This window comes from Micromonospora sp. CA-248089 (genome assembly GCF_050948515.1).
GTDB lineage: Bacteria > Actinomycetota > Actinomycetes > Mycobacteriales > Micromonosporaceae > Micromonospora.
This window is the reverse complement of the sequence record NZ_CP192016.1, coordinates 247,285-265,219: the sequence shown is the minus strand read 5'-3', so window position 1 is coordinate 265,219 and position 17,935 is coordinate 247,285. Positions and strand designations below refer to the sequence as shown.

At 72.3% G+C, this 17,935-nt stretch carries 17 protein-coding genes; 6 read left to right on the top strand and 11 right to left on the bottom strand.

Annotated elements, in window-relative coordinates; translation table 11 throughout:
• The first annotated feature begins 133 nt into the window (after window positions 1-133).
• Both ACQP26_RS01355 and ACQP26_RS01350 read left to right on the top strand, forming a co-directional pair.
• Entirely contained in the window at window positions 134-2,989 is a 2,856-nt protein-coding gene (locus ACQP26_RS01355; protein WP_433494721.1) for a hypothetical protein, read from the top strand.
• Window positions 2,990-3,078: 89 nt separating this feature from the next.
• On the top strand, window positions 3,079-3,591 hold the full coding sequence (locus tag ACQP26_RS01350; protein WP_269702983.1) for a cupin domain-containing protein: 513 nt from the start codon (window positions 3,079-3,081) through the stop codon (window positions 3,589-3,591).
• 83 nt (window positions 3,592-3,674) lie between these two features.
• Here ACQP26_RS01350 and ACQP26_RS01345 read toward each other — a convergent pair whose 3' ends face one another.
• Window positions 3,675-5,147, bottom strand: a complete 1,473-nt coding sequence (locus tag ACQP26_RS01345) for an endo-1,4-beta-xylanase (protein WP_433494720.1) — start codon at window positions 5,145-5,147, stop codon at window positions 3,675-3,677.
• Between the two features lie 288 nt (window positions 5,148-5,435).
• On the bottom strand, window positions 5,436-5,867 hold the full coding sequence (locus ACQP26_RS01340; RefSeq protein WP_433494719.1) for a winged helix-turn-helix transcriptional regulator: 432 nt from the start codon (window positions 5,865-5,867) through the stop codon (window positions 5,436-5,438).
• Window positions 5,868-5,981: 114 nt separating this feature from the next.
• Between ACQP26_RS01340 and ACQP26_RS01335 the strand changes: the two genes are divergently transcribed.
• The gene (locus tag ACQP26_RS01335; protein WP_433494718.1) at window positions 5,982-6,896 is read left to right on the top strand and encodes an NADP-dependent oxidoreductase; all 915 of its coding nucleotides are present in this window, start codon (window positions 5,982-5,984) and stop codon (window positions 6,894-6,896) included.
• Between the two features lie 103 nt (window positions 6,897-6,999).
• Here ACQP26_RS01335 and ACQP26_RS01330 read toward each other — a convergent pair whose 3' ends face one another.
• From ACQP26_RS01330 to ACQP26_RS01310, 5 genes are all read right to left on the bottom strand, one after another.
• A complete protein-coding gene (locus tag ACQP26_RS01330) occupies window positions 7,000-7,794 on the bottom strand; it encodes an ABC transporter permease (protein WP_433494717.1) in 795 nt (264 codons plus the stop codon).
• Complete coding sequence (locus tag ACQP26_RS01325; RefSeq protein WP_433494716.1) at window positions 7,791-8,696, bottom strand: ABC transporter ATP-binding protein; 906 nt, start codon at window positions 8,694-8,696, stop codon at window positions 7,791-7,793. Before ACQP26_RS01325 ends, ACQP26_RS01330 begins: the two co-directional genes overlap by 4 nt.
• Window positions 8,693-9,064, bottom strand: coding sequence for a hypothetical protein (locus ACQP26_RS01320; protein ID WP_433494715.1), 372 nt, complete (start codon window positions 9,062-9,064; stop codon window positions 8,693-8,695). The genes ACQP26_RS01325 and ACQP26_RS01320 overlap by 4 nt, the downstream gene beginning before the upstream one ends.
• Entirely contained in the window at window positions 9,064-9,666 is a 603-nt protein-coding gene (locus ACQP26_RS01315; RefSeq protein WP_433494714.1) for a helix-turn-helix domain-containing protein, read from the bottom strand. Before ACQP26_RS01315 ends, ACQP26_RS01320 begins: the two co-directional genes overlap by 1 nt.
• A 71-nt stretch (window positions 9,667-9,737) precedes the next feature.
• Window positions 9,738-10,199 carry a MarR family winged helix-turn-helix transcriptional regulator gene (locus ACQP26_RS01310; RefSeq protein ID WP_433494713.1) on the bottom strand — a complete coding sequence of 154 codons (462 nt, stop codon included), beginning with the start codon at window positions 10,197-10,199 and terminating at the stop codon, window positions 9,738-9,740.
• 94 nt (window positions 10,200-10,293) lie between these two features.
• On the opposite strand from ACQP26_RS01310, the gene ACQP26_RS01305 reads away from it, so the two are divergent.
• On the top strand, window positions 10,294-11,385 hold the full coding sequence (locus ACQP26_RS01305) for an epoxide hydrolase family protein (protein WP_433494712.1): 1,092 nt from the start codon (window positions 10,294-10,296) through the stop codon (window positions 11,383-11,385).
• Window positions 11,386-11,394: 9 nt separating this feature from the next.
• Here the strand turns inward: ACQP26_RS01305 and ACQP26_RS01300 are convergent, their stop codons facing one another.
• Window positions 11,395-11,877, bottom strand: a complete 483-nt coding sequence (locus tag ACQP26_RS01300) for a carboxymuconolactone decarboxylase family protein (protein WP_433494711.1) — start codon at window positions 11,875-11,877, stop codon at window positions 11,395-11,397.
• 167 nt (window positions 11,878-12,044) lie between these two features.
• Between ACQP26_RS01300 and ACQP26_RS01295 the strand changes: the two genes are divergently transcribed.
• Window positions 12,045-12,926: an RNA polymerase sigma-70 factor gene (locus ACQP26_RS01295; RefSeq protein ID WP_433494710.1), complete on the top strand. Its 882-nt coding sequence runs from the start codon at window positions 12,045-12,047 to the stop codon at window positions 12,924-12,926.
• A 50-nt stretch (window positions 12,927-12,976) separates the two neighbouring features.
• On the opposite strand, the gene ACQP26_RS01290 is transcribed toward ACQP26_RS01295, so the two are convergent.
• Window positions 12,977-13,714: an SAM-dependent methyltransferase gene (locus ACQP26_RS01290; RefSeq protein WP_433496068.1), complete on the bottom strand. Its 738-nt coding sequence runs from the start codon at window positions 13,712-13,714 to the stop codon at window positions 12,977-12,979.
• Window positions 13,715-13,865: 151 nt separating this feature from the next.
• Between ACQP26_RS01290 and ACQP26_RS01285 the strand changes: the two genes are divergently transcribed.
• Entirely contained in the window at window positions 13,866-14,348 is a 483-nt protein-coding gene (locus ACQP26_RS01285) for a hypothetical protein (RefSeq protein ID WP_433494709.1), read from the top strand.
• Here the strand turns inward: ACQP26_RS01285 and ACQP26_RS01280 are convergent.
• Together ACQP26_RS01280 and ACQP26_RS01275 are read right to left on the bottom strand one after the other, a co-directional pair.
• Window positions 14,321-16,696, bottom strand: coding sequence for a glycoside hydrolase family 65 protein (locus tag ACQP26_RS01280; protein ID WP_433494708.1), 2,376 nt, complete (start codon window positions 16,694-16,696; stop codon window positions 14,321-14,323). The two genes, ACQP26_RS01285 and ACQP26_RS01280, sit on opposite strands and share 28 nt — an antisense overlap.
• Window positions 16,697-16,804: 108 nt before the next feature.
• A complete protein-coding gene (locus tag ACQP26_RS01275) occupies window positions 16,805-17,581 on the bottom strand; it encodes a prepilin peptidase (protein ID WP_281579322.1) in 777 nt (258 codons plus the stop codon).
• Window positions 17,582-17,935 lie beyond the last annotated feature (354 nt).

The following is a 17,935-nucleotide window of genomic DNA, read 5'->3' as shown; positions in this document are numbered from 1 at the left end:
GCCGACGCCGACAGCGGCGTTGTCCTGGCAAAACGTCGACAGTCAGCCGGCCCCCATCGCATGGATTTCCCTCGCTACGATGACGCCCGCCGGCGTCGATGGAGGCGCCGCCACGGGGGAGGTACGCGTCCACATGAAACGCCTCAAAGCTGCTGTCCCGATCACGGTCCTCGCCGTCGTCGCCGCCGGGCTGACGGTCGGCTCGCCGGCCTCGGCCGCCACTTCCTACGACGTCTCGCTGAAGAGTTGGGCCTATCTCGACTCGCAGAGCCCCAGGACGAAGTTCGTCGACGCGGACGTGACCCCGCCGGTCGGCACGTCGCGCGACGACGCCGACCGGACGCACACCTACCGCTCCTACTTCACGTACGACCTGACCAGCTTGAAGGGTACGGTCGTCCACAGCTCGTACCTGTCCACCGTCGAGAAGACGGTCACCGACTGCTCGGCCCCGGCGACCATCGAGGTGTGGCGGACCCGCCCGGTCACGGACAACACCACCTGGCTGCGTCCCCCGGCCGAGATCGAGAAGCTGCTGACCGCCACGCGCGGGGCCGGTGCCTACTGCCCGGGCTACCTCGGCCTGGACATGACGGCCACGCTCAACGGGGCGCTGGGCCGGGGCGAGAAGAGCATCACCCTGGAGCTTCGGGTCGCAGCCGCGCAGGAAGCCGACGCGCGGACGGGTCGCACCTTCGCGAAGCCGCTGCTCAGTGCCAGCGCGAACCATCCCCCCACGATCACGGGCCTGCAACTGAAGTACCCGGACCGGCCCTGCGGAACGCTCGCCAAGCCGTCGCCGGCGGCGCGGAACACGGTGTTCGCGGCCACCGCCACCGATCGGGACGAGGGCGACTACACGAGCGTGCTGTACGCGATCTGGCCGGTTGACCACCCCGAGCAGCGTCGCGAGTTCCACGACTACTACGGCACGGACCTGAGCCAGTACGCCGACGGCACGGTCCTCGCCTGGCAGGCCCGGGCCAGCGACTACGACGACCAGGGCCCGTGGAGCAAGACCTGCTACATCGTCATGGACGTGACCGCTCCGGCGAATCCGCCGCAGGTCTCGTCGCGGACGTATCCGGAGGGCGACTCCCCGGGCGGTGGCACCGGCATCGAGGGCACGTTCCGCTTCGACGGGGCCGGTGACCGCGACGTGGTCGCCTTCTTCTGGCGTGACTCCTGGGGGTATTCCGGGCAGGTTCCCGCCCGGCGCCCGGGCGGCACGGGGATCCTGAAGTACACCCCGAAGCTGCGGTTCAGCACCGACCTCTACGTCGCGTCCGTCGACGCGGCGGGCAACCGCGGGCCCGAGAAGAACTACCGGTTCCGGGTCGCCGAGACCGCGCCGTACGCCGACGTCGTGGTGAACGGTGTCGGCCTGCCGAGCACGATCACCCTTATCGCTTCCAAGCCCGAGACCACCGCGTTCGGGTACCAGCTCAAGGACGGCGCGGAGGTCCGCCTCCCGGCCGTCGACGGCAGGGCCACCGGTCCGGTCACTTTCACCACCACGGGCCAGGTCGACCTGGCCGTCCGCAGCTACACCCGGAACAAGCTGATCGGGCAGGAGACGCTGCAGGTCTGGGTCACCGACGCCCCCGACGTCGAGTCGACGGAGTTCAACCTGGACACCGACCAGGTCGCGGGCAAGGTCGGCACGTTCCGCTTCACCCCGCGCAACAGCGACGTCGTCGCCTACCAGTACTACCTCGAGGACGAGTGGAAGACCGTCGCGGCGGCCGAGGACGACACCGCTGCGCTGTCGTGGACGGCGACGCCGGGCTGGCACTCGATGGTCGTCCGGTCGGTGAAGGCGGACGGTTCCACGTCGATGGAAACCACCTATCAGTTCAACATCGTCGACCCCCGTCCGAACGCCTACGCTCATGACTTGACCAGCTGGCCGCGCCGGGACGGCGTCGGTGTGCCGTTGCGCATCGAATTCGACAGCAGGCTGCCGAACCTGACCGGGTTCGTCTACCGGTTCGACGGCGGCGCCGAGCAGACCGTGTCCAGCGGAGGCAACCCGTACGCCTACGTCACCGTCACGCCGCAGCACGCCGGCGACAATGCGGTGGTCGTCCAGGCGCTGCTGGCGGACGGCACCCGATCGCCCGCCGCGACCCACACGTTCCGCATCTGGTCCGGTCCCGTGGTCACGTGGGCACCGGAGGGCGACGCCGTTGTCGGCCGGCCCATGACGTTCACCTTCCGTCCGGGGCTGCCCGATGTCGCCTCGTATCGCTACTCCCTGAACGGTGCCGACGAGGAGACGATCGCGGCCGGTCCCGACGGCACCGCGACCGTCACGTACACGCCGGGTTCGTGGGGCTACAACGACGTACGGGTCACGAGCGTCGGCGCGGACGGCACCGAATCGGAGCTGCGGATCGCGTCCTTCAGCGTCCGGGACAACAGGGTCAGCGTGTACAGCACGTACGACTGGTCGCGGGTGGGGATCGGCTGGACCGGATACTTCCACTTCCACACCCAGCTGTTCGGCGAGGTGACCGAGTACCACTACCGCGTCAACGACGGCCCGGAGCAGGTCCTGCCGGCCAACACCGAGGGCACGTCGACGCTGGTCGCGGTGCCGTTCGACCGCAACGGCACCAACACGATCCACGTGCGGAGCCGTACGGCGAGCGGGGAGTTCTCGCCCGTGACGGACTTCGAGTTCACTGTCGGCAACGCGCCCTACGTCGCGAGCGCGCAGTATCCGAACGGCACCTGGTCGGGCGGTCCTGGTGTTCCCGGCACCTTCGAGTTCAGCGGCGGCACCCCGGGGATCGTGTCCTTCACCTGGCAGATCGACGGCGGACCGTCGACCGAGGTGCCGGCTGACAGCCAGGGGAAGGCGACGATCACCTACACGCCGACGCAGAGCTACCAGACGTACACCCTGTCGGTGACCGGTCACAAGGCGGACGGCACGGACACCGATGTCACCCAGTACACCATCTACGTGGCAAACGGCGGCTGACGACGACGGCCGCCGGGAGTGCCGCGTTTAACGGCACTCCCGGCGGCTAAAAGGGTACGGATTTGCCGATCCGATGATGGAGAGAGTCGATGGCCGCTATTCCGTCCGACGATCCGACCCGTACCCTCGTCCACGCCCGTCCCGACGACCCCGCCCTGGCGCACCTCGCCATCGCGGGCGGCACCTACACGATCCTGGTCACCGGCGAGCAGACGGCCGGCCGATACTGCCTGATCGACATGCGGGTTCCGCCGGGTGGTGGGCCGCCTCCGCACCGGCACGACTTCGAGGAGATGTTCACGGTGCTCGACGGGGCGGTGGAGTTCACGTTCCGGGGCGAGCAGACAGTCGCGCGGGCCGGGGAGACGATCAACATTCCGGCGAACGCGCCGCACTTCTTCCGCAACTCGTTCGACCAGCCCGCGCGGCTGCTCTGCATGTGCACCCCGGCGGGGCAGGACGAGTACTTCCTGCGGGTGGGCGACCGGGTGGACGGTCCCACCTCACCGCCGCCGGCCCTCACCGAGGAGGAGCAGGCCGAGCGCCGGAACCGGGCGGCGGCGCTGGCCCCCGACTACCGCACCGAGTTGCTGATCGGCTGACACCGGCAGCGCGCGAGCACAACGCGAACGGCTCACCGCCGTGGCCGAGACCACGACGGTGAGCCGTTTTCCGTACGAGAGGATCAGCTCGTTGCGACGAGCTGGAACCGCTGGTTGGCCTGGCCGTTGCAGGCGTAGAGCTGCACCTGCTGGCCGTTGCCGGTGCCCCAGACGTCGAGGCAGCGGCCGGACTGGACTCCGGTGATGGTGCCGTTGGAGTTGACGTTCCACTGCTGGTTCGCCTGCCCGTTGCAGCTGTAGATCTGGACCGCCGAGCCGTTGCCGGAGCCGGCGGCGTCCAGGCACATCGAGCCGTACACGGTCAGCTGCCGGCTGGAGGTGTAGGTCCACCGCTGGTTGGTCTGGCCGTGGCAGTCGTAGAGCTGCACCCGGGTGCCGTTGCTCTGCGAGGAGTTCGGTACGTCGATGCACCGGCCGGACTGGCTACCGACGATGCGGCTCGCGCCGGTGGTCGGCGGCGGCGTGGTCGGCCCGCCGGTCGGCCCGGCGGTCGGCGACACGGTAGTGGTCGGCGTGGGGTTGGGCGACGCGGAGTTGAGGACGTTGAGGACCGAGTTGTACGCGGCCTTCTTGTTGCCGCCGCCGTCGAACAGCAGCGGGCTCTCGTTGGAGCGCCACGAGTCGCTGTCACGCACGCCCCACACCGTGATGCCGATGCAGCGCGGCACGTTGATGCACGCCTGGGTCAGACCCGCGTACTGACTGGTCGAGGAGTTGGTGACGTCGACCTCGGTCAGCGCCACGTCCACGCCGAGCGCGGCGAAGTTCTGCAGCGTGGTCTGGAAGTTGCCGGGCAACGAGCTGCCGCCGGTGAAGTGGGTCTGCAGACCCACACAGTCGATCGGCACACCACGGGACTTGAAGTCCCGGATCATGTTGTACACACCCTGCGTCTTGCCGTACGACCAGTTCTCGATGTTGTAGTCGTTGTAGCAGAGCTTCGTCGACGGGTCGGCCGCCCGCGCGGTGCGGAACGCCACCTCGATCCAGTCGTTACCGGTGCCCTGCAGGTTCGAGCTGCGGCGGCTGCCGTCCTCGTTGAACGCCTCGTTCACCACGTCCCACGCGGCCAGCTTGCCCCGGTAGTGGGCCATCACGCCGTTGATGTGGTCGATCATCGCCTGACGCAGGTTGCTGCCGCTGAGGCTCTGCATCCAGCCCGGCTGCTGCGCGTGCCACGCCAGCGTGTGACCACGGACCTTCAGGCCCCGCTGTGTGGCCCAGTTGTAGATCTGGTCACCGGAGGAGAAGTTGAACTGGCCCCGGTTGGGCTGGAGCGCTTCCGGCTTCATCTCGTTCTCGGCGGTGATCATGTTGAACTCACGCGCCGCGATGGTGCTGTACGTGGAGTCGTTCAGCCGGTTCGCCGCGATGGCCGTGCCGAAGTACCGGCCCGACTGCGCGGCGGCGGCACCGAGCGTGCTCTCCGCTGCCTGGGCCAGGCTGGGCACCACGAGCGCAGCACCGGCCAGGGCCAGCGCGCTGCTGACGGCGGCCAGCACCACGCGGTGGCTGCGCCTCGGTAGATGTTTCATGACACTCCTCTGCATATCGGACGATGATGCGCTGGCGATGCCCGGCTGGACGCGGGTGGGAGCCGGCGGTGCGCCCACCCCCGCGTCACTGCCCTGAAACTTTTCGAAGATGTACCGGTAACTTCCCTGGGAAGATATCCGCGACGGCACGATCGGTCAATGTCGATGTCGAATCGAACATGGACTCAACCGGCTGATCAGCGCGGGAGCCCATACATGACCATGAGAGCGAAGCGCGAAGAGAGGCGCGACGCGGACCGAAAGTTTCGGAGAATCCGGCGTGGCCGGTCAGTGCTGGGCGGCCGCGTCGTACCGCTCGCGGTTGGCGTGCACCTCGTCCATGTGCGCCTCGGCCCACAGCTTCATGCCGTACATCAGCCGGTGCAGCGACTGGCCGAGGTCGGTCAGCTCGTACGTGACGGTCACCGGCACGCTCGGCGTCACGGTGCGGTTGACCAGGCCGTCGCGTTCCAGTGAGCGCAACGTCTGGGTGAGCATCTTCTGGCTGACCCCGGCCAGCCGGCGGGACAACTCGGAGTAGCGCATGACCTGCGGCTCCGCGTTGCGGTCCGGGCCGTCGCGGCCGAGCGCGGCCAGGATCAGCGCCACCCACTTGTCGGAGATCCGGTCCAGGAGCTGCCGGCTCGGGCAGCCGGCGAGGAACGCGTCGTACGCCTCCCGCGCCTGCGCCCGCTTCTCCGCCGCCGTCTGCGTCGGCATCGTCCGCCTCCTACCCGGGGGTACCCAACGCACTCCGAAGTGCGTACTTCCCGATGGAAAGTTACCCCTCCATCGTGGAGCAGGGAATCCCCACGAAACAAAAGGAGACACACCATGGGTACGCGTACCTTCCGCACTGCCGTCGTCCGCACCCCGGGCGGACCCGACGCCATCGAGATCATCGACGTCCCGGAGCGCGAGCCGGGGCCCGGTGAGGTCCGGGTGGACGTCGCGGCGGCTCCGGTCAACCCGGCCGACCTCGGCGTCGTCGGCGGCTTCTTCCACTCGCTGGGGCTCATCCGCCAGCCGCACCACACCGGCCTGGGCTGGGACTTCGCCGGTGTCGTCGCCGCCGCCGGGCCGGGCGTCGACCTCGCCGTGGGCACCCGGGTCGCCGGGCTCGTCGGCGGGTTCGACCGCGACTTCGGCACGTACGCCGAGCAGCTCGTCGTACCCGTGGCCGACCTGGCGGTCGTACCCGATGATCTGGATCTGGTGGCGGCGGCGACGGTGCCGCTCAACGGCCTGACCGCGGCGCAGATCGTCGACCTGCTCGGCGACCCGCCCGCCGGCGGCCGGCTGCTGGTCACCGGCGCGGCCGGCGCGGTGGGCGGCTACGTCGTGCCGCTCGCCCGGGACCGGGGGTGGCGGGTGACCGGCCTGGCGCGGGCCGAGGACGAGGAGTTCGTGCGCGGGCTCGGCGCCGACTTCACCACCGCCGCCGAGCCGGGCTGGGAAGCGGTCGCCGACGCCGCGGTGCTCCAGGACCGCGGGCTCGCGCTGGTGGGTGACGGCGGCGTGTTCGTCGGGGTACGGCCGAACGCCCACCCGGCCGCCGAGCGCGGCGTCACGGTGCGCGCGGTCGAGGTGCACGCCGACGGGGTACGCCTGGCCGACCTGCTCGCCCGCACCGCCGCCGGTGAGCTGCCCGCGCGGGTGCACGCGGTGGTGCCGCTGGACCGGGTGGCGGACGCCCACCGGGAGGCGGCCAAGGGCGGAGTACGCGGACGCTACGTGCTGCGCCCCTGACCGCCGCGAGCGCGGTCCAGCACCTCCTCGACGGTGAGCGGGCTGCGCGGGTGGTGGGTCAGCGAGAGCGAGGTCCCGATCGTGCGGGGCGCCGCGGCGACACTCAGGTGATGTCGCGGCGCATCGGGACGACCACGGCGAGCGCGGCTGCGGTCAGCGCGTACGCGGTCAGCAGCAGGGCGCCGGCAGCCGGCGGCAGGAGCGCCACGGCGTCGCTGCCGAGCTGCGCGGACATCGCGTCGGCGACGTAGGTGAAGTCGGTGAGCGCGGCGGTGGCCCCGCCGGGCAGGAGCGGGTAGAGCGCGTTGACGCCGGGGATCATCATCAGGACCGGCTCGGCCAGGTACAGGTAGCCGACCACCACGCAGACCGCCGCGACCTGGTTACGGAGCAGGGCGCCCACGCCGACGCCGACGAGCAGGTAGACAGCCATCGCGACGCCGATGCGGGCGAGCAGCGCCAGCACAGTGGGGGCGGGCAGGCCCAGCGGCACGCCGCGCGCGGCGGCGACCGTGAACAGGGCTGCCGAGGCGGCGACGGCGAGCGCGAGTCCGTAGGCGAGGCCGACGACCGCGTGGGTGACGAGTTTGGCGACGAGCACCCGCCCACGGCGCGGCGCGAACACGAACGTGACGGCGGCGGTGCCGTGCCGGTACTCGGAGGTGGCCGCGAGGGCACCGGCGGCGGCCGGCACGAAGGCGGTGAAGCCGAGGATGCCGAGGATCGACCGCAGGCCCTCCTCGGTGTGCAGGCCGGGCATCGGCGGGTCGAAGTTCTCCGGCCCGACCAGCGCCATCATCCCGACCAGGCCGCCGCCCAGCGCGACGGACGCGAGCAGCAGCGCACCCCACATCCGGGTCGCCAGCACCCGGCGCAGTTCCGCTCTGAGCAGGTTCATCGGGCCTCCGCCTTGTCGGTGGTCAGGTCGAGGAAGAGCTGTTCGAGACTTGTGGTCTCGGTGACCAGCTCGTGGACCCGCACGCGATGGGCCGCGGCGAGGTCGGCGACGCCCGGCGCGTCCAGTCCGCGTACCCGCAGCCGGCCGGGCCCGGCGGCCTCGACGGACACGGCGGCGGCCGCCAGCGCGGCGGCCAGAGCTGTCGCGTCCGGCGAGGTGACGAGCACCGTCGGCGGGCCGGTGAGCCGGGACCACGGCCCGGCGGCGACGAGTTCCCCGCGCCGGATGACCACCACGTCGTCCACCACCTGCTGGACCTCGTGCAGGACGTGGCTGGAGATCAGCACGGTGCGGCCCTCGTCGGCGAGGCGGCGCAGCAGCCCGCGCAGCCACGACATGCCTTCCGGGTCCAGGCCGTTCGCCGGTTCGTCGAGCAGCAGGACACGCGGGTCGCCGAGCAGCGCCGTGGCGAGGCTGAGCCGTTGCCGCATGCCGGTGGAGAACCCTCGGGTACGACGGTCGGCGGCGTGGGCGAGGCCGAGCAGGTCCAGCAGTTCCGCGACCCGGCTGCCCGGGCAGCCTGCCATCGCGGCGTAGACGCCCAGGTGGTCACGGGCGGTGTGGCCGGGGTGGAACGCGTTGCCGTCGAACACCGCGCCGACGGTCCGTGCCGGCTGGACCAGCCGGCCGTAGGGCTGCCCGCCGATGGTGGCGGTGCCGCTGGTCGGCGTCACCAGACCGGTCAGCATGCGCATCGTGGTGGTCTTGCCGGCGCCGTTCGGGCCGAGGAAGCCGGTGACGGCGCCGGGTCGCACGGTGAAGGTCAGATCGCGTACGGCGGTGACGTCGCCGTAGCGTTTGGTCAGGCCCGACGCCTCGATCGCCAGGTGGTCGCCGGTCATGGCCGGCCCCGCGTCGCACGCCCGATCGTCTCGGCGAGGCCCGACGCGGCCGGGTGGGAGACCACCACCTCGTCGAACTCCCCGCCGGCCGCCGCGCGGTCCAGCACCAGGTGCAGGCCGGGCTGACCGCGCCGGGCCGCCACGAGCTGCCGGGGACCGCCGAACAGACCCCAGATGCCGATCTTGGCGAAGCCGGACACGGCGTACCCGCGCCGGGCGCCGCGGGCCAGCCGGATCGGCTCGTCCACCGGGGCGGCGTGCCGCACGGCGGCCAGGCGCAGCGCGAACCGCTCCCGCCCGACCCACAGCCGTTCCCATCCGGTGAACCGGATGTCGATCACGTCGCCGTTGAGCATTACGGAGGCCATCAGTCGTCGCCCTTCGTCGTGTCGGAGTCGTGCGCTGACGGGTGCGTGTCGCCGGGGGTCGCCTGGCGATCGGCGGGCATCAGGATGGTCGCCAGCAGCCGGGGGGTCCGGCCGTCGCCGGGCCCCTTGGCGAGCAACGGGCCGACCAGCGCGTTGAGCCCGGCTGCGAACTCGTGCAGCTCGGCGTCGGTCAGGTGCAGGACGAGCTGCTGGTATCCGACCCCGTCGGCGACGAAGTCGACGGACTCCCGGGCGAGGTAGCGGGAGAACTCGGACAGCAGGCTCGACACGAACGCGGTGAAGTAGCGCGCGTGGTCCTCCGGCGTCGCCGTCGCCAGGGCCGCCGGGTCCAGCGCCGCGCCGTGCGCGGGCAGCGCGTACACCCGCTCGACGGCGCCGCGCACCTTGCGCTCCTCCACCACGTCGAGCATCCCGGTCTTCACGAGCGTCGCCAGGTGCCGGTAGAGCGTGGCGTGCGGGACGTCGGGCAGCAGCTCGACCAGGTCGTGAGTGGTCACCCGGGTGCCCGCCACGGCACGCAGGACGCGGAGCCGCACCGGGTGCAGCGCCACCTCCGCCCACCGCTCCATCGACATCGCCATGACCGAACGCTATCACTATCAATAGTGATAGCGGTAGTGGATGGAGCGGTCGGGGAGCGAAGGCTGGTCGATCAGACGGACGGACGGGTGTGGTGAGCCAGCACCCGAGCCAGCAGCCGGGTCAGGTCCGCGCGCTCATCAGCCGACAGTGGGGCGAGCAGCTCGTCCTGCACGTCGGCGAGGCGCTTCTCCAGCCGCCGGAGCTGCCGCCGCCCCGCCGCCGTGATGGTGACGACGTTGCGCCGCCGGTCGGCCGGGTCCGGGGCGCGGACCACGAACTCCCGCTCGGCGAGTTCGTTGAGGGCGGCCACCACGTCGCTGACGTGGATGCCGCTGCGCCGGCCGAGCGCCGCCTGGCTGGCCGGGCCGAACTCGTCGAGCGTGGCGAGCAGCCGGAAGTGGTAACCGCGCGCGTCGACCGCCGCCAGCCCGTCGCTCACCAGCCGGCCGGCGCGTACGGCGGTCTGGGTGATCAGCCAGCTCGGCAGGCCGGCCAGGCGGGTCGGTACGAGGTCCGGCTCCGGGTTCTCCACGTGCCCAGCCTATCCGGAAACCATTGGCGCCCCCAACGATCTGCGCTACCGTTGGTCCCCCTAACGTTTGTGGCACCAATGAAAGGCGGCGGTCGTGATCGCACCGTTCCGAGTCCACGTCCCCCAGGCCGACCTCGACGACCTTACGGACCGCCTGACCCGCACCCGCTGGCCCGACGAGCTGCCCGGCGCCGGGTGGGACTACGGCATCCCGCTGGCCCGCGTACGCGAGCTGGCCGAGCGCTGGCGCACCGCGTACGACTGGCGGGCGGCCGAGGCCGAGCTGAACCGGTACCCACAGTTCACCACCACCATCGACGGGCAGAACATCCACTTCCTGCACGTACGGGCCGCCGATCCGGACGCGCTGCCGCTGATCCTCACCCACGGCTGGCCCGGCTCGGTCGTGGAGTTCCTCGACGTGCTCGGCCCGCTGTCCGAGCAGTTCCACCTGGTCGTACCGTCGATCCCCGGATTCGGCTTCTCCGGGCCGACCCGGGAACGCGGGTGGGACGTCGACCGGGTCGCCCGCGCCTGGGCCGAGCTGATGCGCCGGCTCGGCTACCGGCGGTACGGCGCACAGGGCGGCGACTGGGGTTCGGTCATCTCCACCCGGCTCGGCGGCATCGACAGGGACCACGTCGTCGGCGTGCACCTCACCTACCTGCCCACCCCGCCGCCGCCCGGCTGGACCGGGCAGGCCGGACTGTCCGAGGAGGACCGGGATCGGCTGGCCCGGATCATGCGGCTCAAGACGCAGCGGCACCCGCACCAGGTGCTCTACGCCAGCCGCCCGCAGACCGTCTCGTACGCGCTGCACGACTCACCCGTCGGTCAGCTCGCGTGGATCGCGGAGAAGTTCACCGAGTGGACCGACCCACGCTCCACGGTCAGCGTGGACCGCATCCTCACCGACGTCTCGGTCTACTGGTTCACCGGCACCGCCGCGTCGTCGGCCCGGCTGGTGCGGGAGAGCGCGTTCGGTGGCCCGCCCACGCCCTGCCCGCCGCCGATCGGGGTAGCCGTGTTCGCGCACGACATCACCCGGTCCGTGCGTCCGATCGCCGAGCTGACGTACACGATCCGGCAGTGGAGCGAGTTCGACCGGGGCGGTCACTTCGCCGCGCTGGAGGTGCCGGACCTGTTCGTCGACGACGTCCGGTCGTTCTTCTGGAACCTGCGATGACGGCCGCGCTCAGCTCATCGCCGCCGCGAACATCCCCGGCTCGTACGAGCCGCCGCGCTGGTGCACGAGCACCGCGAACCGGTTCGCCGCGTTGATCAGTCCGAGCAGGCACACCAGCGCGGCGATCTGGTCGTCGTCGTAGTGCTTGCGCACCTGCTCCCACGTCTCGTCGGACACCCCCTGGGAGGCGTCGGCGAGCCGGGTGCCCTCCTCGGCGAACGCCAGCGCCGCGCACTCGGCCTCGGTGAACACTGTCGACTCGCGCCAAGCCGCGACCAGGTTCAGGCGGACCGCGCTCTCGCCGCCGGCCACCGCCTCCTTGGTGTGCATGTCGATGCACCAGCCGCAGCCGTTGATCTGGCTGGCTCGCAGCGACACCAGCTCCTGCACCGTGCGGGGCAGCGACGACTGGTGGATCACCAGGCCCGCGCCGGCGAAGCGCTTCATGAACGTCGCGGAGACCGGGTTCTCGAACAGGTTGAATCGGGTCATGGTGGCGCCCTCTCTGCTGGGGTGGGTGTCGGACGACCACGAGATGCCGGGGACCGCCTCGGCGTGACGGCAACGCCGGGTGAGGACCGCCACAGCGGCCCGGTGTCACACGGCGGCGGCGGGCGGCGTCTGGTGGGGAACGCACCCGATCGGCGAAGGAGCCAGCCATGGCGGACCCGGCCACCGAGGACTTCCTCGCGCACCGGAACCTGCTCTTCACCGTCGCGTACGAGATGCTCGGCTCGGCCGCCGACGCGGAGGACGTGGTGCAGGAGACCTGGCTGCGCTGGGCCGGCGTCGACCTCGACGAGATTCGGGACCGCCGCGCCTACCTGGTGCGGATCACCACCCGCCAGGCGCTGTCCCGGCTGCGCACGCTGGGCCGGCGCAAGGAGTCGTACGTCGGCTCGTGGCTCCCCGAGCCGCTGCTCACCGCGCCCGACGTCGCGGACGACGTGACGCTGGCGGAAAGCGTGTCGATGGCGATGCTGCTGGTGCTGGAGACGCTCACGCCGACCGAGCGGGCCGTGTTCGTGCTGCGGGAGGTGTTCGACGTCGGCTACGACGAGATCGCCGAGACGGTCGAGCGGACCCCGGTCGCGGTGCGGCAGATCGCGCACCGGGCACGGGCCCACGTCGCGGCGCGCCGCCCCCGGCGTACGGTCCCGGCGGCCGAGGCCCGCGACGCCCTGGAGGCGTTCCGGCGGGCCGTCGAGACCGGCGACCTGGACGGGCTGCTCCGCGTCCTGGCCCCGGACGCGGTACTCGTCGGCGACGGCGGCGGGATCAAGCAGGCGCTCGCCCGCCCGGTCACCGGCGGCGACAAGGTGGCCCGGCTGCTGGCCGGCGGCTGGGGCCGGATCGCCGCCGTGGCGTCGATGGAACCGACGCAGGTCAACGGGTATCCGGCGCTGCTGGTACGCCTCGACGGCGAGCTGGACACCGTCGTCGCGGTACGCCTCGACGACGGCCGGATCAGCGGCCTCTACGCGGTGCGCAACCCGGAGAAGCTGTCCCGCATGACCCGGGAAACCACACTGCACCGGTGAGCACGCGATCGTGCGACCATCGCCGGAGGACTGCGCTGGACCGACCGCGCTCAGCGGCGGACGCCCACCCCGCCGTAGCCGTGCGACACCGCTGCCTGCGGTTCCCCGTCGGGCCGCCAGTCCGCCACCTTCACCAGGCCCGGCTCGACCAGCTCGTACCCGTCGAGGAAGCGGGCCACCTCGTCGCGGGTGCGGGGCACCAGCGGGGAGCTGCTGCGGCGGTAGATCGCGGTGCCCTGCTCGGTGGGCAGCGTCGGGAGGCCGTCCAGGGTGAGGTGGGACAGCGCGAGCACGCTTCCCGGGACGGTGGCGTCGCGCAGGGTCGCCACCGCCGCGTACGGGGCGTCGGCGTCCGGCACGAAGTGCAGCACCGCGAGCAGCAGCACCGCGACCGGCTCGCTCAGGTCGATGGTGGCCCGCAGCGTCGGGTCGGCCAGCAGCTCGCCGGGCCGCCGCAGGTCGCCCCGGAGCACCACGGTACGGCCGTCGGCGGGCAGCAACCGCCGGGCGTACGCGACGGCGACCTCGTCGTGGTCGACGTAGACCACCCGGGCGTCGGGGTGGATCGCACGGACCACCTCGTGCACGTTGCCCTGGGTGGGCAGGCCGGCGCCGATGTCGAGGAACTGACGAATCCCCTGCTCGGCCGCCCAGCGCACGACCCGGCGCAGAAACGCGCGGTTGCTCTGCGCGGCGACGCCGGTGTCCGGGAAGATCCGCAGGATCTCCTCGGCGGCGGCACGGTCGGCGGCGAAGTTGTGGCAGCCGCCCAGGTAGTAGTCGTACATCCGGGCGACATTGGGTCGGTTCTCAGCCTCCGTCACGCCTCGATGTCTAGCACTCTGGGCGACACACCGCTGACCCGTCGTGTCGGTGATCCGGCCGATCCCGGCCGCCACCTGGTACGACGGTGGGACACGCCGTCGCGAGGAGGTACCGATGACAGGTGGACGGGAGACAGTGGAGGTCGAGCCGGCGGTGTTCCGCGCCGTCTACGACTCGCCCGCGTCACTGCCCGGGCGGCACCGGTGGACCACACCGGAGGCGGACGTGCGGCGGCTGGAGAAGCTGCTGAACATGCCGGCGCGCAGCATCGGCGCGCCGCTGTGGGTCAGCGGCGACGAGCCGGACTGCCCGAAGTGCGGGCGGCGGGTCACCTGGTACGACATCGTCGCGTCCGCGCTGCACGGCGTGCACGACCACACGATGATCGCGCGGGTGATCCTCGGCGAGCGCAAGTACGTGAACATCGAGGTGCCGGACGCGATCCCCGGTGTCCACTGTGCCGACTGCCGCACCCCGATCACCGGGCTGCGCAGCTTCAAGTGCCACAACTGGGCGTACGCGTTCGAGGCGCTGGAGGAGGTCGTCGCCCGGATGTCCGGCCTGCCGGTTCAGTCGTCGCCGCCGGCCGCCTCCTGAGCACGCCGTTCGGGACGGCGGCCGGGCGGGGACGGCGGTTCGGGACCGGGATCGGGCACCGGCGGCATCGGCCGGGTGACCGGTCCGTCGCCGGTGACCCGGAGCGGTTCGCCGTGGTGCCACAGCTCCACCGCGTCGCCCGACCCGCCCTCCGGCAACTCGTAGCGGGCCTCGTGCTCGGTGAGCGTGACCCGGAGCCGGTGCCCGTGCCGGCGCAGGTGGAACACGAGCCGGGTGATCGGCGCGGGTAGCCGCGGCTCGAACGCGAGCTCGCCCCGGTCGTCGCGCAGCCCGCCGAAACCCTGCGCCACCACCAGCCAGGCGCCGGCCAGGGACGCCAGGTGCAGCCCGTCGGCGGTCTTGTCGCCGAGGTCGGCGAGGTCCTGGAGCGCCGTCTCGGCGAACAGGTCGTACGCCAGGTCGAGGTGCCCGACCTCGGCGGCGAGGATCGCCTGCGCGGACGCCGACAGCGACGAGTCCCGGACGGTCCGCGCCTCGTAGTAGGCGACGTTGCGCGTCTTCTCCTCGGCGGTGAACTCCCCCGGGCAGCGCAGCATGGCCAGCACCAGGTCGGCCTGCTTGACCACCTGTTTGCGGTACAGCTCCTGGTAGGGGAAGTGCAGCAGCAGCGGGTAGTCGTCCTCGCCGGTGCCGGCGAAGTCCCACTCCGGCTGCGCGGTGAAACCGGCCGACTGCTCGTGCACGCCGCGCTTGCCGTCGTACGGGACGAACATCGCGTCGGCGGCGGCCCGCCAGCCGGCCACCTCGGCGGCGTCGACGCCCAACCGGGCGGCCACCTCCGGGCAGCGCTCGGCGGCGTCGGCGGCGCCGCGCAGGTTGCGCCGGGCCATCAGGTTGGTGAAGACGTTGTCGTCGACGAGCGCGGAGTACTCGTCCGGGCCGGTGACGCCGGTCAGGTGGAACGCGCCGCCGTCGTCGAAGTGGCCGTAGCCGTGCCACAGCCGGGCGGTTTCGATCAGCACCTCGGCGCCGCACTCGGCGAGGAACGCGGTGTCGCCGGTGGCCGCGACGTACCGCAGGATCGCGTCGGCGATGTCGGCGTTGACGTGCAGGCCCGCGCTGCCCGCCGGCCAGTAGCCGGAGCACTCCCGGCCGCTGAGCGTCCGCCACGGGTAGGTGGCGCCGGTGAGGCGCAGCTCCGCCGCGCGGTCGCGCGCCTCGGGCAGGTGGGCGTGCCGCCAGCGCAGCGCCGAGCGGGCCAGCTCCGGCGCCAGGTACGTCAGCACCGGCAGGACGTAGCCCTCGGTGTCCCAGAGCACGTGCCCGTCGTAGCCGTTGCCGGTCAGCCCCTTGGCCGGGATGGTCCGGGCACCGTCGGCGCGGCCGGACTGGAGCAGGTGGAACACCGAGAACCGGACCGCGAGCTGCAGTTCCGGGTCGCCGTCCAGCTCGACGTCGGCGGTGGCCCACGCGGCGTCGAGCGCGGCGCGCTGCTCGGCGAGCAGGGCGTCGAACCCGTCGGCCCGGGCCGTGTCCGCCTCCGCGACGACCAGGTCGGCCAGCTCACCGGCCGGGGTGCCGTCGACGTCCGCGCACTCGTACGCGGCGAACCGGGTGACCCGGATCCGCTCGCCGGGGCGTACCGGGCCGGACAGCGCCAGCCGGAACCGGTCGGCGGTCAGCTCGGTGTCGGTGGCGATCTCGTCGGGCGCCCCGACCCGGTGCGCGACGGCGACGGCGACCCGCTGGCCGCTGCGCCCGGTCCGGTGCACGAGCACGCCGTCGAGGCCGTCGTGGCGGCGGAGTTCACCGGTGAGCGGGTCGTGGATCACCGAGGCGGCCCGGGGGTCGTCGGCGCGTTCCGGCACCCGCTGGTTGGCGAGCAGGTCGGCGCCGACACGCAACCGGACCGGCTCGTCCAGCGGCTCGACCGTCCAGTCGAGCGCGGCGACCGGGCGGCGGGTCAGCGACACCAGGCGGGTGCTGCGGATCCGGACGCCCCGGCCGCCCGGCGAGACCCAATCGGTCTCCCGGCGGACCACCCCGGCGCGCAGGTCCAGCTCCTGGTGGTGCTGCCGGATCGTGCCGGTGCCCAGGTCCAGCGGCTCGTCGTCGACCCAGAGCCGGATCAGGGCCGCGTTCGGCGCGCTGATCACGGTGTCGCTGCGTTCCGGGAACGCGTACCCGCTCTCCGGGTAGCTCAGCTCGTGCTGCTCGTGGAACCCGTTGAGGTAGCTGCCGGGCATGCCGCAGGGCTCGCCCTCGTCGAGGGTGCCCCGCCAGCCCACCCAGCCGTTCGCGAGCGCGAAGACCGACTCGGTTTCGCCCAGCCGGTCCAGGTCCGCGCTCGTGCGCCGGATCCGCCAACCGTCGTCGCCCTGCGGCACGTGCCCTCCCGAGTCCGAAGCCTGGACCGCCACCGAACCAGACCCGGCTGGGAGGCGGCTGGGACTCGATACCCCTGGGATTGCCCGCCCGCACCTGCGGGTGGCCGATCACACGGTGACGAGCACCAGCGTGGCGGCGGCGCCCAGCACCAGGAACGGCCCGAACGGCAGGTGCCCGGACCAGCGGACCCGCCGGGCGGCGAGCAGCACCACCCCGGCCAGTCCGGCGAGGGTCACCGCGAGCATCAGCCCGGCCACCAGCACCGGCCAGCCGTACCAGCCGAGCAGCGCGCCCGCGCCGAGCGCCAGCTTCGCGTCGCCGAGGCCGAAGCCCCGCCGCCCGAACAGCAGCGTGGTCGCGGCGAAGCCGCCGCCGAGCGCCAGACCGGCCAGGACGGCGCGTACCAGCGGGTCGGCGCCCGGACCGGTCAGCGCGGCCACCCCGAGCAGCGCCCACGCGCCGGCGGCGGCCGGCCAGGTGAGCCGGTCGGGCAGCCGGTGCGCCATCGCGTCCACGATCGTCATCGGTACCGACCACACCAGCCACCACGCCAGCGCCAGGCGCGCGGCGGGCGCGCCGCCGGCGACCACCGGCACCGCCACCGCGAGCAGCAGCGCCACCTCCACCACCGCGGGCGCCGCGCCGACCCGGGCCCGGCAGGCCGGGCAGCGGGCCGCGGGGCTGAGCGCCGGCAGCGGCCGGTCCAGCCCGATCGGGGCGCCGCAGCCGTCGCACGCCGTCCGGTCCGCAGACCCCGGCGGTACGGCGTAGCGCGCCACCGCCAACCGGAGCAGCGGTACGACCGCCAGGGCGGCGGCCAGCCGGGCGCCCGGACGGCGGACATCGACCACCGGTCCGGTACGCCGCACCCGTTCGGCCGTCATGCCGGCTCCCCCGTCCGGTCGCCGTGTGTTCCATCGTGGAGCACGCAGAGTGATTTCCCGTTCGCCCACGTGTGACGGGGGAGGCCCGTGGCGGCGTGTGGCGCGACGCGCGACCGGCCGGGACGAGCCACGGCGTGACCCCCGGCGGAGCGGCGGGACGGATCGGACGAGCGGCACGCTCCCCACCCATACCGACGGCCCGTCGACACCGCCGCGGGGCGTACGGGTGAGCACACGCCCGCCGGCCCGGAGCGCCGCGGAAGCCCGCTCGTCATCGTGGTGACACACACCGGCCACCACCTCCCGTCTTCACTCACCGTGTTCACGTGAATTGCCTCTGTTGCATCGGCGGAC

Excerpts from the sequence above, each read along its gene's own strand:
- ACQP26_RS01275 (WP_281579322.1), bottom strand. The coding sequence starts at position 17,581 with ATGACGGCCGAACGGGTGCGGCGTACCGGACCGGTGGTCGATGTCCGC.
- ACQP26_RS01355 (WP_433494721.1), top strand. The coding sequence starts at position 134 with ATGAAACGCCTCAAAGCTGCTGTCCCGATCACGGTCCTCGCCGTCGTC.
- ACQP26_RS01335 (WP_433494718.1), top strand. The coding sequence starts at position 5,982 with ATGGGTACGCGTACCTTCCGCACTGCCGTCGTCCGCACCCCGGGCGGA.
- ACQP26_RS01295 (WP_433494710.1), top strand. The coding sequence starts at position 12,045 with ATGGCGGACCCGGCCACCGAGGACTTCCTCGCGCACCGGAACCTGCTC.
- ACQP26_RS01290 (WP_433496068.1), bottom strand. The coding sequence starts at position 13,714 with ATGTACGACTACTACCTGGGCGGCTGCCACAACTTCGCCGCCGACCGT.
- ACQP26_RS01320 (WP_433494715.1), bottom strand. The coding sequence starts at position 9,064 with ATGGCCTCCGTAATGCTCAACGGCGACGTGATCGACATCCGGTTCACC.
- ACQP26_RS01325 (WP_433494716.1), bottom strand. The coding sequence starts at position 8,696 with ATGACCGGCGACCACCTGGCGATCGAGGCGTCGGGCCTGACCAAACGC.
- ACQP26_RS01315 (WP_433494714.1), bottom strand. The coding sequence starts at position 9,666 with ATGGCGATGTCGATGGAGCGGTGGGCGGAGGTGGCGCTGCACCCGGTG.
- ACQP26_RS01330 (WP_433494717.1), bottom strand. The coding sequence starts at position 7,794 with ATGAACCTGCTCAGAGCGGAACTGCGCCGGGTGCTGGCGACCCGGATG.
- ACQP26_RS01285 (WP_433494709.1), top strand. The coding sequence starts at position 13,866 with ATGACAGGTGGACGGGAGACAGTGGAGGTCGAGCCGGCGGTGTTCCGC.
- ACQP26_RS01340 (WP_433494719.1), bottom strand. The coding sequence starts at position 5,867 with ATGCCGACGCAGACGGCGGCGGAGAAGCGGGCGCAGGCGCGGGAGGCG.
- ACQP26_RS01300 (WP_433494711.1), bottom strand. The coding sequence starts at position 11,877 with ATGACCCGATTCAACCTGTTCGAGAACCCGGTCTCCGCGACGTTCATG.
- ACQP26_RS01345 (WP_433494720.1), bottom strand. The coding sequence starts at position 5,147 with ATGAAACATCTACCGAGGCGCAGCCACCGCGTGGTGCTGGCCGCCGTC.
- ACQP26_RS01350 (WP_269702983.1), top strand. The coding sequence starts at position 3,079 with ATGGCCGCTATTCCGTCCGACGATCCGACCCGTACCCTCGTCCACGCC.